The sequence below is a fragment of the Hafnia paralvei ATCC 29927 genome (genome assembly GCF_001655005.1).
Lineage (GTDB): Bacteria > Pseudomonadota > Gammaproteobacteria > Enterobacterales > Enterobacteriaceae > Hafnia > Hafnia paralvei.
This window is the reverse complement of the sequence record NZ_LXET01000053.1, coordinates 90,500-107,676: the sequence shown is the minus strand read 5'-3', so window position 1 is coordinate 107,676 and position 17,177 is coordinate 90,500. Positions and strand designations below refer to the sequence as shown.

General features: G+C 48.9%; 12 protein-coding genes. 7 read left to right on the top strand and 5 right to left on the bottom strand.

Annotated features, from left to right (window positions below; all coding sequences use genetic code 11):
- Window positions 1–178: 178 nt before the first annotated feature.
- A complete protein-coding gene (locus M988_RS17125; RefSeq protein ID WP_064575095.1) occupies window positions 179–1,042 on the bottom strand; it encodes a YjjW family glycine radical enzyme activase in 864 nt (287 codons plus the stop codon).
- A complete protein-coding gene (locus M988_RS17120; protein ID WP_114444302.1) occupies window positions 1,014–2,576 on the bottom strand; it encodes a YjjI family glycine radical enzyme in 1,563 nt (520 codons plus the stop codon). Before M988_RS17120 ends, M988_RS17125 begins: the two co-directional genes overlap by 29 nt.
- A 445-nt stretch (window positions 2,577–3,021) precedes the next feature.
- Between M988_RS17120 and deoC the strand changes: the two genes are divergently transcribed.
- The 4 genes from deoC to deoD all read left to right on the top strand — a co-directional run bounded on the left by deoC (window position 3,022) and on the right by deoD (window position 7,517).
- Window positions 3,022–3,801: a deoxyribose-phosphate aldolase gene (gene deoC / locus M988_RS17115; RefSeq protein WP_004846795.1), complete on the top strand. Its 780-nt coding sequence runs from the start codon at window positions 3,022–3,024 to the stop codon at window positions 3,799–3,801.
- 232 nt (window positions 3,802–4,033) lie between these two features.
- Entirely contained in the window at window positions 4,034–5,356 is a 1,323-nt protein-coding gene (gene deoA, locus M988_RS17110; protein WP_039187962.1) for a thymidine phosphorylase, read from the top strand.
- A 108-nt stretch (window positions 5,357–5,464) separates the two neighbouring features.
- The gene (deoB, locus tag M988_RS17105; RefSeq protein WP_008815003.1) at window positions 5,465–6,688 is read left to right on the top strand and encodes a phosphopentomutase; all 1,224 of its coding nucleotides are present in this window, start codon (window positions 5,465–5,467) and stop codon (window positions 6,686–6,688) included.
- A 94-nt stretch (window positions 6,689–6,782) separates the two neighbouring features.
- Complete coding sequence (deoD, locus tag M988_RS17100; protein WP_004846800.1) at window positions 6,783–7,517, top strand: purine-nucleoside phosphorylase; 735 nt, start codon at window positions 6,783–6,785, stop codon at window positions 7,515–7,517.
- A gap of 122 nt (window positions 7,518–7,639) precedes the next feature.
- On the opposite strand, the gene M988_RS17095 is transcribed toward deoD, so the two are convergent.
- On the bottom strand, window positions 7,640–8,932 hold the full coding sequence (locus M988_RS17095; RefSeq protein ID WP_082919472.1) for a lysozyme inhibitor LprI family protein: 1,293 nt from the start codon (window positions 8,930–8,932) through the stop codon (window positions 7,640–7,642).
- A gap of 112 nt (window positions 8,933–9,044) precedes the next feature.
- Between M988_RS17095 and M988_RS17090 the strand changes: the two genes are divergently transcribed.
- Complete coding sequence (locus M988_RS17090) at window positions 9,045–10,088, top strand: DUF1176 domain-containing protein (protein ID WP_039187963.1); 1,044 nt, start codon at window positions 9,045–9,047, stop codon at window positions 10,086–10,088.
- 95 nt (window positions 10,089–10,183) lie between these two features.
- On the opposite strand, the gene M988_RS17085 is transcribed toward M988_RS17090, so the two are convergent.
- Both M988_RS17085 and metK read right to left on the bottom strand, forming a co-directional pair.
- Window positions 10,184–11,590: a sugar porter family MFS transporter gene (locus M988_RS17085; protein WP_004846806.1), complete on the bottom strand. Its 1,407-nt coding sequence runs from the start codon at window positions 11,588–11,590 to the stop codon at window positions 10,184–10,186.
- A gap of 376 nt (window positions 11,591–11,966) precedes the next feature.
- Window positions 11,967–13,121 (bottom strand): methionine adenosyltransferase, encoded by a 1,155-nt coding sequence (metK, locus tag M988_RS17080; RefSeq protein WP_004846810.1) that lies wholly within the window; start codon window positions 13,119–13,121, stop codon window positions 11,967–11,969.
- A gap of 1,043 nt (window positions 13,122–14,164) precedes the next feature.
- Here metK and speA point away from each other — a divergent pair.
- Complete coding sequence (gene speA / locus M988_RS17075) at window positions 14,165–16,141, top strand: biosynthetic arginine decarboxylase (RefSeq protein WP_008815006.1); 1,977 nt, start codon at window positions 14,165–14,167, stop codon at window positions 16,139–16,141.
- 129 nt (window positions 16,142–16,270) lie between these two features.
- On the top strand, window positions 16,271–17,170 hold the full coding sequence (locus M988_RS17070) for a PHP domain-containing protein (protein WP_064575094.1): 900 nt from the start codon (window positions 16,271–16,273) through the stop codon (window positions 17,168–17,170).
- Window positions 17,171–17,177: the final 7 nt, after the last annotated feature.

Here is a 17,177-nt window from a genome sequence, read left to right as displayed (position 1 = left end):
ACACCGCGGGGCGGTTATGGAACACATCCATGTGTTCCCCCCTAAGGGGCAACGCTAAAGCGTTGTTCAACTTTGCTCCCTGCAAAGTTGTCGGCAGCTAAAGCTGCTACGACCCCATCGGTGTACTTCCCCTAAAATCACGCTTAAGTGACCGGCATTAGGGGGAATGTCGAAACGGTTATAAATAGAGGGCTGGACGAGTGATTTGCTTAACGCCTCGTTGGGTCAGCGCTTCAGCCAGCGTTTCTATATCTTGTTGCGTCGCACTTTTCCATCCGCTTGCTTCTCCGCGTACGCCGTGGTGGTGAAATGCATTGAGGCGAACAGGAACATCGCCGAGAGATAAGATAAACTCAGCCAGTTCATCTGCATGCTGGAGGTGATCGCTATGCTCAGGGATCACTAATAAACGCAGTTCACTCAATTTTCCCCGTTTTGCCAACCATAGAATGCTTTGTTTAATCCGATAGTTATCTCGCCCCGTTAATGCTCTGTGGCATTCGTTATCCCATGCTTTGAGATCGAGCATTGCCCCATCTATCCAAGGCAACAGCTTTTGCCAACCGGTTTCTGATAAATCGCCATTACTATCAACCAGACAAGTGAGATGCGCTAACTCTTGACTGGATTTTATAGCGGCAAAAAAATCACATAAAAAGGGAAGCTGGAGAGTCGCCTCACCGCCGCTGATGGTTACGCCATTGATAAACGGCGCGTTGCGTTTGACCTGAATCAGAAGGGCGTCAACGCTATAAATTTGCGTCATAGGGCTTGAGTGCTGGGTGCAGGTTTGTAGACAGGTATCGCACTGTTGGCAGACGTCAGCATCCCACTGCACTTTGCCACTCACCAAACTTAGTGCCTGATGAGGGCAGGTTGTCACGCAGTCGCCACAGTTATCGCACATCCCAATGGTGTACGGATTATGGCAATTTTTGCAGCGAAGATTGCATCCTTGCAGAAAAATGGCCAGACGACTGCCTGGCCCATCGACACAAGAAAACGGTAAGATTTTACTTACCGAAGCGCATCGTCTGTTCATGGCTTATCACTCGTGGCTGGCGTTGCATGATACCGGTGTTTTTGGCTGCTTCTTCACCTAGCCATGTCGTATTTAGACGGGAACCTTCTGCTTTAAATTTTTCAATATCGGACAGGCGGACCATATAGCCGGTGATGCGAACCAGATCGTTGCCGCAGACGTTAGCGGAGAACTCACGCATTCCTGCGGCAAATCCACCTAAGCAAAGTTGCATCATGGCTTCAGGATTTCTCTTGATGGTCTCTTCCAGTGTCAAAATATCGCTGATGCCTGAGGTGTAATAAGCATGATGCGGCGCAACGGTCATCAGATGTGTGACCGGATCGGGCTCAGTGCCGTAGGGAATACGAGCTCCCGGCGTAGTGCCTATGTCAGAGCTAATCCCTGACTGCGCATGCAGCATCGCGCGTTGTTTCCATCCGTGTTGCACTGGTGTCTGTGCGACAAACTCAGCTAATTGATTGCTGATGCGATAGCCAAGTTGATTGGCTGCGTCGTTTTCGCCATAGCTTCCCGTCAGGCCATCTTTTTCCATCAGAATATTAACGGCTTCTGCTAGCGCATAAATGCCAAACATAGGGACGAAGCGCTGTGGATCGATTAACCCTTCGCTAACCAAGAAGCTTTGGGTGAAGAAGTTCGACTGGTTATAGAGGAAATCAGTACGTGCATTGATGATTTCAATCTGCTGACGACAGTAATAAGGCAACTGATGGGTAAAGAAATCTTCTGAGGATTCACTACGCAAGGCAACCTGCTTTAAATTGATGCGCACCAGCGTATTTCCACCGCCGGCGAGAGGCAATGAGTTGTAGCAACTCACAATGCCATAGCCATTTTTTGTGAAAATACTATCATGAATAGGGCCGTTAGCGATGTGTGGTTTACTGCATTCACAGATGTTGCTGGCGGCTTGAAGCAGTAGGGATTGCGGAGTGATTTGCGGATCGTAAATAAAGGTTAGGTTTGGTGCAACCTGCTTGAGCTCTGCATCTACGCGTAAAATCAGACGCGTCAGTATGTTATCGCTAGGCCCGATGTTAGCGTGCATAAAGGCATCAGGTAAAGTGCGATCCAGATAACGCCAGAAACGTTTTATGCGGATATATAATTCGTTTTCTGTTAGAATTCCAACATAAGGCAGCAGTAAGCTGTCTAAGTGACCGAGAAACACCGGCATCGATGTGACGGAAGGAACATGGTGGTACAGGATGCACAGCATATTCAAGGCGTCGTCAAAATCCTGTGCTGGCTCTAGCTCCAGATACTCCGATCCCTGTGCCAGAAACTTGACGTAATCCGGCAGAACGTAACGTGGTTTGTACGGAGCATGGCCTTCGAACATATCGCAAATTACGCCGTCATCCAGTGCCTGACGCGCCTCTGGCGGTAGACTTGGATAGGGTAATGCGTTCTCGGCCTCAAGAGCTAAAAAGTGACGTTTTTGCTCTGGAGAGAGCGTTTCGCTAGTGGCAATTTGCTGGCAACGCTGTAAGAAAGAAGGTAGTGAAGTCGTATCGATCGAATTTGTCATAACGCCTCTCTGCGGGCAATAGTCCTGTTTGACCGTCATTCTAAAGATGATGAGCTGGCAATCTATTGATCCTGATATAGGCTGGTAGAAGGTAATGCCTTTTTCATCGATATAAGAGGTTATTTCGTGATGCTAATCACATATAATCTCGTGACGTTACAGTCTGTTTTTCATTGACTGTGATGTTGAGCACAAATGTGACGGAGGGTTTGTGTTCAAATAGTAACATATGATGTTGACCATGAAGGGCCATATGCGGTGAGAAGGATCTCAGTTGCTTTCCGGTCTTTAGCCGGAACAGTATCTTCAAGGAACCAAGTCCGCTCGCCAACGTATTGGGATACCTTCAAGGCTTACGCGTTTAACGTGAACAGTGAAGCCTCCGAACCCTAAATCATTGTGTCTGAATCTCGGCCAAGCCAGTTCAGCCAAGTTGGAGAGTAAAATGACTGATTTAAAAGTTGCTGCAAAACGTGCGTTACAGTTGATGGATCTGACCACTCTGAACGAAGATGACACTGATGAAAAAGTGATCGCCTTGTGCCATCAGGCAAAAAGCCCAGTTGGTAATACCGCAGCAGTTTGCATCTATCCACGTTTCATTCCTATTGCGCGTAAAACGCTGCGCGAACAAGGCACCCCTGAAATTCATATCGCAACCGTAACCAACTTCCCACACGGTAACGATGACATCGCTATTGCTCTGGCGGAAACCAAAGCGGCTATCGCTTACGGTGCCGACGAAGTTGACGTGGTATTCCCATACCGCGCACTGATGGCTGGCAACGAGCAGGTTGGTTTCGACATGGTTAAAGTTTGCAAAGACGCCTGTAATGAAGCTGGCGTATTGCTGAAAGTGATCATCGAAACTGGCGAATTGAAAGATGCCGCACTGATCCGTAAAGCGTCTGAAATCTCTATCAAAGCGGGCGCTGACTTCATCAAAACGTCAACCGGTAAAGTGCCTGTTAACGCGACTTTAGAAAGCGCTGAAATCATGATGACCGTGATCCGCGATATGGGCGTCAGCAAAACCGTTGGCTTTAAGCCAGCGGGTGGCGTACGTACCGCAGAAGATGCTGCCGAATATCTGGCTCTGGCAGGTCGTCTGCTGGGCGATGACTGGGCTGATTCCCGCCACTTCCGCTTCGGTGCTTCCAGCCTGTTGGCTAGCCTGCTGAAAACGCTAGGCTATGACACCAAAGGCACTGGCAGCGCTTACTAAGTCTGCTGGTTCTTGACGCTGATCTGCCTGATTTCTCATGCAACAGCGTCAATGAATGAGAGATTAAGCGAATCTTTTGCCGCGACGGTTTCGTCGCGGTCATTGTTAGTACTTGAATTGAATAGATGATGCGGGGCGTTCCGCAGAACATACCTCTTAACCTACACCTATATCTAATGTCTTGAGCTTTGACTCAACGAAAGAAGATATAAATCAGCAGGGGGATACAACCTTGTTCCTGGCACAAGAAATTATTCGTAAAAAACGTGATGGACATGCTCTGAGTGAAGAAGAAATTCGCTTTTTCATCAATGGCATTCGCGACAATACAATCTCTGAAGGTCAAATTGCCGCTTTAGCGATGACCATTTTCTTCCACGATATGGTCATGCCTGAACGCGTTGCGTTGACGATGGCGATGCGTGATTCCGGTACCGTTCTGGACTGGAAGGCATTGAACCTGAATGGTCCTATTGTGGATAAGCACTCCACCGGCGGCGTAGGTGACGTAACCTCTCTGATGCTTGGCCCAATGGTGGCCGCATGCGGCGGTTATGTTCCGATGATCTCAGGTCGTGGTTTGGGCCATACCGGGGGTACGCTGGATAAACTGGAAGCGATTCCGGGATTTGATATTTTCCCTGACGATGCGCGTTTCCGTAAAATTATTTCTGAAGTGGGTGTGGCAATTATTGGCCAGACCAACTCTTTGGCTCCTGCCGACAAACGTTTCTATGCGACGCGTGACATTACCGCGACGGTCGATTCTATCCCACTGATCACAGCATCCATTCTGGCGAAAAAACTGGCGGAAGGCCTAGATGCGCTGGTCATGGACGTTAAGGTCGGCTCTGGTGCCTTCATGCCAACCTTTGAGCTGTCCGAAGCATTGGCTCAGTCGATCGTTGGCGTGGCTAACGGTGCGGGTTGTAAAACGACGGCATTGCTGACGGATATGAATCAGGTATTGGCATCCAGCGCGGGTAATGCGGTTGAGGTGCGTGAGTCGGTTCAGTTCCTGACGGGCGAGTATCGCAATCCGCGTTTGCTTGAAGTCACTATGGCTTTATGCGTTGAAATGTTGATTTCTGGTAATTTGGCCGCAGATCAACAAGACGCCCGCAATAAACTGCAAGCGGTACTGGATAACGGCAAAGCGGCTGAAGTCTTTGGTCGTATGGTTGCCGCACAAGGTGGCCCGGCTGATTTCGTTGAACGCTATGACAGCTATTTGCCAAAAGCGACATTAAGCAAGCCTGTCTTTGCTGAGCACAGTGGTATTATTACCGCTATGGATACCCGTGAATTGGGCATGTCTGTTGTTGGACTTGGTGGTGGACGTCGCCGTGCAACTGACAGCATTGATTACAGCGTTGGTTTAACCGATATGGTTCGTCTGGGTGATAACGTTGACGCTCAGCGCCCGTTAGCGATAGTGCATGCTTCCGATGAAGCCTCTTGGCAGCAGGCGGCTCAGGCCGTTCGCAGCGCTATCGTTCTGGGTGATAAAGCGCCGGCAGAAAATCCGGTTGTCTATCGCCGTATCACCGAGTAAACGCCATACTTAATGCGTGGACGTTAAGCCAGCCTAAGAATTAAAACCAAAGAGTCGCCAAGTTTGCATCGGCTCTTTGGCCACAGCGCTAAAGCGCAGGAGAGTAAGATGAAACGTACATTTATCATGGTATTAGACTCATTTGGTATCGGTGCGAGTGAAGATGCTGAACGCTTTGGCGATGTGGGTTCCGATACTTTAGGTCATATCGCTGACGCCTGCGCGCGCGGCGAAGCCGACATCGGTCGTAAAGGTCCATTGACACTGCCAAACCTGAGCCGTTTAGGATTGGGTAAAGCGGCTGAAGAATCTACGGGGCGTTTCCCGCAGGGACTGGATAAAAACGCCGAAATCATTGGCGCATATGGCTATGCTAGCGAGCTTTCTTCCGGTAAAGATACCCCGTCTGGCCACTGGGAAATCGCTGGTGTTCCGGTTCTGTTCGACTGGGGTTACTTCTCCGATCATGAAAACAGCTTCCCGCAGGAATTGCTGGATATTCTGGTAAAACGCGGCAATCTGCCGGGTTATCTAGGAAATTGCCACTCTTCAGGTACTGTGATTTTAGATCAGTTAGGCGAAGAGCACATGAAAACCGGCAAACCGATTTTCTATACTTCGGCTGACTCGGTATTCCAGATTGCCTGCCACGAAGAGACCTTCGGGCTGGATCGTCTGTATGAACTGTGCGAAATCGCGCGTGAAGAGCTGACCAAAGGTGGTTACAACATTGGTCGCGTTATTGCGCGTCCATTCGTGGGTGACAAACCGGGTGAGTTTAAGCGTACCGGCAACCGTCACGATTTAGCCGTTGAGCCACCGGCTCCAACTATGTTGAAAAAGCTGGTTGATGAGAAGGGCGGCGAAGTGGTTTCTATCGGTAAAATTGCCGATATCTACGCGAACGTTGGGATCACCCAAAAAGTGAAAGCGACCGGTATCGATGCGCTGTTTGACGCCACGCTGGTGGAAATGGAAAAAGCGGGTGACAACACTATCGTGTTCACCAACTTTGTCGACTTTGACTCCTCTTACGGCCACCGTCGCGACGTAGCGGGTTATGCCGCTGCGCTGGAGCTGTTTGACCGCCGTCTGCCAGAAATGCTGAAATTGGTGAAAGATGACGATATCATTATCTTCACTGCTGATCATGGCTGTGACCCAACCTGGGCTGGCTCTGACCATACTCGTGAGCACATTCCGGTATTGGTTTACGGCCCTAAAGTGAAACCGGGTTCATTGGGGCACCGTGAAACCTTCGCTGATATTGGTCAAACGGTAGCGAACTACTTTGGTTTGTCACCAATGGATTACGGTAAATCCATGTTTTAATTTCTGAGCGCCACCTGATTTCAATGGATCGGGTGGCGTTTCATTTCACAGCAAGTTTGAATATCTAGATTCATATACCAAAAGGATACGAATTATGGCTACGCCGCATATTAATGCCGAGATGGGTGATTTTGCAGACGTTGTGTTGATGCCGGGCGATCCGCTGCGTGCAAAACACATTGCTGAAACTTTCCTGCAAGACGTCCGTCAGGTAAACAGCGTGCGCGGCATGCTGGGGTTCACCGGGACTTACAAAGGTCGTAAGATCTCTGTTATGGGTCACGGTATGGGTATCCCATCCTGCTCTATCTATGCGAAAGAGCTGATCACTGATTTCGGCGTGAAGAAAATTATCCGCGTTGGTTCATGTGGCGCTGTACGTATGGACGTTAAACTGCGTGATGTGGTTATCGGTATGGGGGCATGTACTGACTCTAAAGTTAACCGTCTGCGTTTTAAAGACCATGACTATGCAGCGATTGCAGATTTCGACATGGTACGTAATGCATCTGACGCGGCTAAAGCGAAAGGCATCAACGCTCGCGTAGGTAACATCTTCTCTGCTGACCTGTTCTACACTCCAGATCCATCTATGTTCGACGTAATGGACAAATACGGCATTCTGGGCGTGGAAATGGAAGCGGCAGGTATCTACGGCGTAGCGGCTGAGTTCGGTGCGAAAGCGCTGACCATCTGCACCGTTTCTGACCATATCCGTACCCACGAGCAGACCACTGCCGAAGAACGCCAGACGACGTTCAACGACATGATTGAAATTGCTCTGGAATCCGTTCTGCTGGGTGATGCAGAAGAAGCTGCTGCAAAATAATTGCAGGCGCTTTAGATTGTTTAAAAGGCTCCAGATTGGAGCCTTTTTCGTTTTTGGCTTTCAGCTAATTAATCGAACTATCCGCTAACCTAAAAGCGGAATAAATGGTGACGTGAGAGCGATTATTCATCAGAGAGTGGTGATTCACCGATAAAATTCAAGCGCATGGTTAACCAATCCTGAACGATGGCGTTAGCTGCCTTCTCCGCATCGGTCTTAGTGAAATGTTGTTCTGTCACAAGCCATTGTGCCGTTGTTTTACGCGCCTCATTAACCGCATTCAGTACGGCATCACGTTCCTGTTTTGGCCATTCTTTATCGTTCCAAGCTTGGATTGCACTTTCTGGGCTATTGGCCGCTGTCGTGTTGGGCTCAGATTTTAGAAAATCTCTTGGCGACACAGTGACATGCAGATCGAACATTCTCCAGTCTGCATAGCTGGCGGAACGTATGGTTCCCATATCTAAGCTGGCTTTATCAACGATCGTTGCCATTGCGTCATTTAATTGTTTCCATGCGGGGCGTTGAAATAAATCCCCTTGCGGCGAACAAATCGGAGCGTTTCCATCGAGAGATGAGCCATACAGCGCACCAAATGTGTCATAGGCGGCTTTCCCTTGGCGCTTGAAAATAAAGCAATGGGCATACTCCCTTTCTTTGCCGTTAATGATTTCCCTATAGTGATTTTCATTTTGTTCAATGGTCATGCGTAGCAGGGTAAGCGTGGCTGAGTTTTTGGTTGTCGCCGGATCTTTTTCTATGTCGTGGAGCAATTCGCCAGCCCATGAGCTACCTAACCCTTTTACCGCCTGTTGGTAGCGCTGTGCGGCTTCTGCATCGGTTATCTGGCTGGAGGGTTCAAACTGGTGAAGATAAACGAGCCAAGCAGAAGCGAGAGGGCCGCGATATAACGCTAACTTCTGTGCTGCAATCGCTGGATTGGCAGGTATGCCACGAATGATGTTGTCTAGCGTTGATGTTGCTTGGCCGGCTATCTCTTGCAGCTCACGGTCACGCTGCGCCATGCTTTTTTGTAAACAGCTTTCGAGCCGCTCGGGATTCGCTGCACACCCATTGCGCTGCTTGATCCAGTTTCTTTGGGCTGTACGTAACTCATTTGCTTGAGTTGTTGGAAGGTTAGACATCGCGATCTGGTAGCTTTCATTCAAGCTACTGTCGAGGGCGCTTAATGACGTGGTATCGCAGATGGTATGCTCTATGCTGCTTTCCGCTTTTTCACAGTCAAAAGAGGCTGCAAATACTGGCGCGGCACACATGATGAGGGGCAGCATAATCCCTGCGGGAATGAACGATGAAAAAATGCTCTTCTTTGCCATCGAAGAATGCATGTGACGGTAGGTGCCGTGTAGCATCAATGAAAGTCCCTTCTTATCGTCGTATTTTATCAAGATCATCGCTAAATGAGATCGTTTACGGAAAGATAACCGCAGAGCAGATCAAAATACAGCTCCGGTTTATGCGATCTGAAGTGCACAGTTATCGGATCACTATTAAGGAATATATGGCATGAAGCGAATACATAAATTAACGCTACTGTTAGCAGCGGTATCCAGTATGCCAGCTTGGGCTGCGAGCGGAGTGTCGTTCGATCATAAAGACTGGGAAGTCACTTGTGATAACACGTTAACCTGCCGTGCGGCGGGTTATAGCACAGAAGAACAGCCTAGCGGCTCAATCTTGTTTACACGCAAAGCAGGCCCCAATACGCCAATTAGCGGCGAAGTTATTTTGGCTGAAGTTGAATCGGCCGATAAGACTCCTAAGAAACTCACAATGTGGATCGATGATAAATTCGAGGGGGAGGCCAAGGCAGGAAAAAATGATATCTGGCACTTATCAGCGGTGCAGAATCAGAAGCTCATTCGCGCTCTAAAAGGAACGGGAAAAGTTGAGTTCAGAGGCGCTCCCGACCCCTTTATACTTTCTGGCGACGGCGCATACGCAGTAATGCTAAAGATGGATGATGTTCAAGGGCGGATTGGTACACCGGGTGCGATGGTGAAAAAAGGAGATAAGCCAGAGGACAGCGTATTGGCCGCGATCCCCGCGCCGGTGATTCAGGCGGCGCAGACTGAAACAGGAAAAGAGCGCCCGTTGACTGCTCCTGAGCTTGCTGCGCTGAAACCTAAATTGGTTTCCACTTTGACACCGGATGACGGATGTGACCGTTTACAGCCATCCCCAGATGACACTGCTGAAAGTGATGAGGGAATTACGCTAACGCCGCTCGATAAAACACATGCTCTTCTCTCGACACTTTGCTGGCGAGCGGCCTACAACGAAGGCTACGGCTACTGGGTGATCGATAATGCGTTGAAAGAAAAACCGGTCATGGTGACAGATTCCGGCACCAGCTATGACGCAGGCGTTATTTCTTTAAGCCAGAAAGGGCGCGGGCCAGCTGATTGCATGTCGATGGCGAGCTGGGTGTGGGACGGGCAGGCCTTTCGTCAAAGCAAAGTGGCCGACACCGGCATGTGTCGGTATATTCGGTTAGGTGGAACTTGGGATTTACCGACGTTTATCGCTGATGTGAAACCTGCGCGATAAAACGACGCTTGCTGTTGTTACTGCCAAAAAAACCAAAAGCCGCATAGTACTAGTACTATGCGGCTTTTGGCTAATCTCGCTATCGCATTAGCCGATTATTTGGATCCAATCTTACGCAGTGGCTTGCCTTGCATCAGGTTACGCTCGATGTGTTCCAGAGAAATGTTCTTAGTCTCAGGGATTAACGCCAGCGTAATGAAGATGAAGATAATATTCAGACCGGCATAAACCCAGAAGGTATGCGCGCTACCCAGAGAGTTCAGCATGGTCAGGAAGGTGGCACCGACAATCATGTTAGCAATCCAGTTGGTTGCGGTTGAGCAGGTGATACCAAAGTCACGTCCTTTCAACGGCTGGATTTCAGAGCACAGAACCCAAATCAGCGGACCAGCGCTCATAGCGAAACCAACGATGAAGATGAGCAGCATGATGACGGCAAAGTACTGAGCAAAGACGGAGGAGATGCCGATGTTCATCATCGTACCCAATGTACCCATGCCCAGTGCCATCACAATGAAACCGAGGATTAACGTAGGCTTACGACCCCAGCGGTCAACCAGTCCGATGGCGATGAAGGTTGCTAACACGTTCACCAATCCGACGATAACGGTGCCCCACATCTGCTGAGAAGTGCTGGCAAAACCGGCCAAATCGAAGATTTTTGGTGCGTAATACATGATGACGTTCATACCGGTGAACTGCTGCATCACCTGTAACAAGACACCCAGATAAACGGCACGGCGGAAGTTTTTGTTGTTTACAAATAATGCCCACCCGCTTTGTTTCACTTTCAAACTTTCGCGAATTTCGTCCAATTCGTTTTTGGCTTGTTCGCTGGTGTCACGCAGCTTTTCTAACACGCGGCGCGCCTTTTCATCACTGCCACGAGCGGCCAACCAGCGAGGGCTATCCGGTAGGAAGAATACCCCAATCAACAGCAGAACCGCAGGGATGGTGATGACACCTAGCATCCAGCGCCATGCACCTGTGTAGCTGAAAGCGGTATCAGATAAATAAGCGGCTAAAATACCGATGGTGATCATCAACTGGTACATGGAAATCATGCTGCCGCGGATTTTTTCTGGAGCAATTTCAGAAAGATAAATTGGAGCAGTATAAGACGCGATCCCCACGGCCAAACCCAGCAATACACGTGAAACGATGAGTATTTCTACGTCTGGGGCAAATGCGGAGCAAAGTGAACCGACGACAAATAATACTGCGCCGATCATCAGACTGTATTTACGACCGATGCGGAAGTTTAACCATCCACTGCCGACTGCGCCAACCGCTGCGCCAAACATCATGGAGCTCACAACCCATTCTTGTTGAGAGCTGGTGATCTGAAACGTCTCGCTGATAAATGGCAAAGCACCAGCGATAACACCAATATCCAGTCCGAATAATAAGCCTGCCAGCGCAGCGAGAAAGCAGACAAAAAACGTCAGGCTGGCATTTGAACGGGCTTTACGACCCGGGTGTGTACTCACGGTAGTACTCATACTGCCTCCGAAAAGAAACTCGTTTGTATATCTATCATGTTAAGAATCTATGGCTTGAATGTAAGTGCTCCCGATCACAGAAATGTAATCGTTTACACTGGCGTGGTATTCACCGTGATAGTGAATGGATGTGTGGTTATGGATTTATTTACAGTGAAAATGGACTATTTGATTGAATTTTATGATTTTTTGTCAATAGTTTGCGATGGTTATATATTTGTTTTGATGTTCATTAAGTGTACATTAATAATTTTTTTAGTTTAATTGGAAATATTATGTAATCGTTTTCATGGTGGTTGACCTGATTTGAGACAAAAAAAAGCAGGCTCACATGGCCTGCTTTATTGATGCGAAATAATCTAGCGCGAGTTAAATCTTACTTTAGACCCGCAGCTTCACGCAGCAATGCCGCTTTATCGGTTTTTTCCCAAGGGAAGTGCTCACGACCAAAGTGACCATAGGCTGCGGTTTGACGATAGATTGGCTGAATCAGATCCAGCATCTGGATCAAACCATATGGACGCAAATCGAAGAATTCACGTACTAGCAGAGTCAGTTGTTCGGTAGAGATTTTCTCAGTGCCGAAGGTTTCGATCATGATTGAAGTGGGTTCAGCAACGCCGATAGCGTAAGAAACCTGAATTTCACAACGATCTGCCAAGCCCGCGGCGACGATGTTTTTCGCCACGTAACGAGCGGCATAAGCGGCTGAACGGTCAACTTTAGAAGGATCTTTACCGGAGAATGCACCGCCACCGTGACGAGCTGCGCCGCCGTAGGTATCAACGATGATTTTACGGCCCGTCAAACCACAGTCACCCATTGGACCACCGATAACGAAACGACCTGTTGGGTTGATGAAGTATTTGGTATTAGACGACAACCATTCTGGTGGCAGAACTGGCTTGATAATCTCTTCCATTACTGCTTCTTGCAGGTCAGGAAGACTGATGCTGTCAGAGTGCTGGGTAGAAAGAACTACTGCGTCAATACCCGCAATTTTACCGTCGTCGTACAGGAAGGTAACCTGACTTTTTGCATCAGGACGCAACCATGGCAGAGTGCCGTTTTTACGGACTTCGGCCTGACGTTCCATCAAACGATGAGCATAGGTGATTGGTGCAGGCATCAAAACTTCAGTTTCGTTGGTTGCATAACCAAACATAATGCCTTGGTCACCGGCACCTTGTTCCAGAGGATCGGTACGGTCAACGCCCTGATTGATGTCTGGAGACTGTTTACCGATGGCGCTCAATACGGCACAAGAGTTGGCATCAAAGCCCATATCGGAGCTTACATAGCCGATTTCAGCAACGGTTTTACGAGTCAGCTCTTCAATATCAACCCATGCGTTCGTGGTAATTTCACCACCAACCAGCACCATGCCGGTTTTAACGTAGGTTTCACAAGCTACGCGCGCTTTAGGATCCTGTTCCAGAATCGCATCGAGCACGGCGTCAGAAATTTGGTCAGCAATCTTATCAGGATGTCCTTCAGACACTGATTCGGAGGTGAAAAGGTGTTTAGCCATTATGTTCTTTACCTTCAAAAGACGGGTTTATCGTGACTGCGTAGTGCTGGGGTATGTACATCAGTCGCTAGCGATATACCCTTACGAGTGGGGATAACACGCTAGTGCTGGTGCCTGATGCATCCTGCAACGCCCCTCAGGCAAAGCCGTTCAGCAGTTTATCTGTCAATAAGTATAGATGGATTAACATCTGGACGGCTATTTTAAGCCAGACCCGCCATAACATTCCAGTCATTTTTACTGCGTGCTTTTATCAAATGAGCACTATTTATATCTAGAACAGAACCTTTACACCTGCGTAAACGCTCAGAAACAGTTTTTAGTAAAATTTCATTTTGCATTTAAGGCGAGTTGATTGTATAAACTGCGCGCGGCTATGTGTCTCACTTCCAGCCGAGGAGGGTATGGGTTGCTGCTCATACTGTCAGTTTCAACACACTGTTAACTTTTTGGCTCTGTGCGTTAGCGATAACCGCAGACATGGAGGTGGTTCAGGTAATGATCCGCACTGATATCATTGCGACATCCGTCGCGCTAGACACTGTTATTTGCAAAACCGCTTTGTTTAAGACAACGGCTTTGTTTGATACCGTGACTTCCTGCAATACCCTGCGTCATTGTGACGCCTCGCCGTCCCGCGCATTGCGCTTTCCTTCCTATTTATCTGCATTTCTCGCATTTTCCCGATGTTATTCATCACTTTGGTGAATATAGGGCGCGACTCAGGATTCTTACGCCGATAGCGGCAACTGATGACTGAACAAGGGTAACCTGCTACGTGGTATGACGACCAAATAACGTGGCTGGTGAATTTTCATTGGGGTTTGTCCTGCATTCAAGAATGCACTCCCCGACCCACGGAGTTAGCGACGTGTTTTGCTCTTATACTTATATCAGCCCGGCATTTTGTCCGGCGCTGAGCTTTGTGGTCACGCCAAAAATCCCGGCGTGTGGGTTGTTAAGCGCAGATGTTGCTGCGATAGTGAATAACCGTGCTGTGAATAATTCCATTATTTGCCACGATAGTGCACAAGGAGTTCGGCATGTCTAACGAACTCAGCCAACGCCCGCAGGAAGCGGCCGGACACCATCATTTGCGTTCTATGCAGGAGGTTGCCATGAATGATCGTAATGCCAGCAAAATGCTGAGTACTTATAACGTCGCCTACTGGGGTGGCAACTATTATGACGTCAACGAATTGGGTCATATTTCGGTTTGTCCTGATCCCGACGTCCCAGAGGCGCGCGTCGATCTGACTCAATTGGTTGAGAAGCTGCAAAAAGAGAGCAACCAGCGTCTGCCTGCGCTGTTCTGTTTTCCGCAGATCCTGCAGCATCGCTTGCGTTCTATTAATGCGGCGTTCAAACGTGCGCGTGAATCCTTCGGTTATGAAGGCGGTTATTTCCTTGTCTATCCCATCAAGGTAAACCAGCATCGTCGCGTCATTGAATCTCTGGTGAATTCCGGTGAGCCTCTGGGGTTGGAAGCGGGTTCAAAAGCCGAATTGATGGCCGTGCTGGCGCATGCCGGTATGACTCGCTCTGTCATTGTGTGTAATGGCTATAAAGATCGCGAATACATTCGTTTGGCACTGATCGGCGAGAAACTGGGACACAAGGTGTATCTGGTCATCGAAAAGATGTCCGAGATTAAGCTGGTAATGGAAGAAGCTGAGCGTCTTAATGTCGTGCCGCGTTTAGGCGTGCGTGCGCGTCTGTCTTCTCAGGGCTCAGGCAAATGGCAGTCAAGCGGTGGTGAGAAATCGAAATTTGGTCTGGCTGCGACTCAGGTTCTGCAATTGGTCGAAACCCTGCGTGAGGCTGGGCGCTTAGACAGCCTGCAACTGCTGCATTTCCACTTGGGTTCTCAGTTGGCGAACATTCGCGATATCGCCACAGGGGTGCGTGAATCGGCACGATTCTATGTTGAGCTGCATAAGCTTGGCGTTAATATTCAGTGCTTTGACGTCGGCGGCGGTCTTGGCGTGGACTATGAAGGAACACGTTCCCAGTCTGATTGCTCAGTCAACTATGGCCTGAACGAATATGCTAATAACGTGATTTGGGGGATCGGTGATGCCTGTAATGAACACGGTTTGCCGCATCCGACAGTGATCACCGAGTCTGGCCGTGCCGTTACCGCGCATCACACCGTGTTGGTTTCCAACGTGATTGGCGTTGAGCGCAATGAGTTCCATGCACCGATTGCGCCGGCAGAAGACGCACCGCGCGCGCTGCAAAGCCTATGGGCAACATGGGAAGAGATGCAGGATTCTGGCACTAAGCGTTCTCTGCGCGAATGGCTCCATGACAGCCAGCTCGACCTGAATGATGTCCATAGCCAATATGCGCATGGCATTCTGGATCTGACCCAGCGTGCTTGGGCAGAGCAACAGTATCTGACGATCTGTAGCCAGATTCAGGAACATCTGGATCCAAGCAATCGAGCACATCGCCCGATTATCGATGAGCTGCAGGAGCGCATGGCCGATAAGCTATACGTTAACTTTTCGCTATTCCAGTCAATGCCGGATGCATGGGGTATCGATCAGTTGTTCCCTGTACTGCCATTGAGTGGCTTGGATCAAGCGCCTGAGCGCCGCGCGGTGCTGTTGGATATCACCTGCGACTCTGATGGTGCTATCGATCACTACATCGACGGTGACGGCATTGCGACGACCATGCCAATGCCTCAGTACGATCCTGAAAATCCACCGTTGATCGGTTTCTTCATGGTGGGGGCTTATCAGGAAATTTTGGGCAATATGCATAACCTGTTCGGTGATACCGCATCGGTTGACGTATTTGTCTTTGAAGATGGTAGCGTTGAGGTTCAAGATTCTGATGAAGGCAACACGGTGGCTGAGATGCTGGAATACGTTCAGCTCGATCCGGAAGTGTTGCTCACTCGTTTCCGCGATCAGGTACGTAAAACCGATCTGGCGCCTGAACTGCAAACGCAGTTCTTGGATGAGTTCGAATCTGGCTTATATGGGTATACCTATCTCGAAGATGAGTGATCCTCAGCTCTAAGTGGTAATAAGTAAGATCACATTGAGTCAGATCACAAAGTATCAGGGTGCTTCGGCACCCTTTTTTATTGCTGATATAGTGAGGATCATACCGAACAGAGACGTGGAGAGTTTCACATGGAGAAAATCGATCTGCATATGCACTCGCATTACAGTGATGACGCGGATTATCCGGTGGCTGAATTGATCGCTCGCTGCCTACGCGAAGGAGTGACTACGCTGGCGGTGACCGATCATAACTCGGCATTTTCATTTGCAGAATCTATAAAATGGCGTAGTGACTCCCTGAATATTATTTCGGGAATTGAAATCGACTGTACCTTTCAAGGACGCAATTTCCATCTGCTGGGCTACGGTTTTACACCGTCGGATGACTTCTCTCTGGTTTATGAAAACTTTAATAACATTCAGCGTGAGCTCGTACCGGTAAAATTGACCAAGCTGCGTGAATTGGGCTTTTTCATTGATGATGAACATTTGATTCGATTAGCTAACGGTCGCTTGCCGCAGGAAGAGCAAATGGGCGAGGCCATTCTGGAGGATGAGCGCAATGCCGGCAATTCACTGCTCTTACCATATCGCTCAGGTGGTGAACGTGCGGATATGCCGTTAATCAATTTCTATTGGGATTTCTTTGGCCCCAACAAAGCCTGTTATCAACCAGTGACCTATCCTGCGTTAGAGGATATGGCTGATTTGATTCGCAATAATGGTGGAATACCGGTGATTGCGCATATTGGGGCTAACCTGAAAGAAGAACATGAGGCGATGCTCGAGCTGATGTTGGAATCGGGCGTAGCAGGCATTGAGGTTTTCTCAAGCTATCACGATGAGGTGCTGGCGCAGCGACTCTACAATTTTGCGTGTGAGCAGGGTGCCTATGTGACCTGCGGCAGTGATTTTCACGGACGCAATAAGCCCAAAATTGAAGTGGGAACCTGCCAATATAATAGAGAGCAGTTGGCAGAAATTCAGCGCTTTATCGACGTTGTGAGCATGGGTTCATATCAGGCTTGAAGAGTGG

Bases quoted from the DNA above. Each gene is read 5' to 3' on its own strand.
- M988_RS17125 (WP_064575095.1), bottom strand. From the start codon at position 1,042: ATGAACAGACGATGCGCTTCGGTAAGTAAAATCTTACCGTTTTCTTGT.
- deoB (WP_008815003.1), top strand. From the start codon at position 5,465: ATGAAACGTACATTTATCATGGTATTAGACTCATTTGGTATCGGTGCG.
- deoC (WP_004846795.1), top strand. From the start codon at position 3,022: ATGACTGATTTAAAAGTTGCTGCAAAACGTGCGTTACAGTTGATGGAT.
- metK (WP_004846810.1), bottom strand. From the start codon at position 13,121: ATGGCTAAACACCTTTTCACCTCCGAATCAGTGTCTGAAGGACATCCT.
- M988_RS17070 (WP_064575094.1), top strand. From the start codon at position 16,271: ATGGAGAAAATCGATCTGCATATGCACTCGCATTACAGTGATGACGCG.
- speA (WP_008815006.1), top strand. From the start codon at position 14,165: ATGTCTAACGAACTCAGCCAACGCCCGCAGGAAGCGGCCGGACACCAT.
- deoD (WP_004846800.1), top strand. From the start codon at position 6,783: ATGGCTACGCCGCATATTAATGCCGAGATGGGTGATTTTGCAGACGTT.
- M988_RS17090 (WP_039187963.1), top strand. From the start codon at position 9,045: ATGAAGCGAATACATAAATTAACGCTACTGTTAGCAGCGGTATCCAGT.
- M988_RS17095 (WP_082919472.1), bottom strand. From the start codon at position 8,932: ATGATCTTGATAAAATACGACGATAAGAAGGGACTTTCATTGATGCTA.
- M988_RS17085 (WP_004846806.1), bottom strand. From the start codon at position 11,590: ATGAGTACTACCGTGAGTACACACCCGGGTCGTAAAGCCCGTTCAAAT.
- M988_RS17120 (WP_114444302.1), bottom strand. From the start codon at position 2,576: ATGACAAATTCGATCGATACGACTTCACTACCTTCTTTCTTACAGCGT.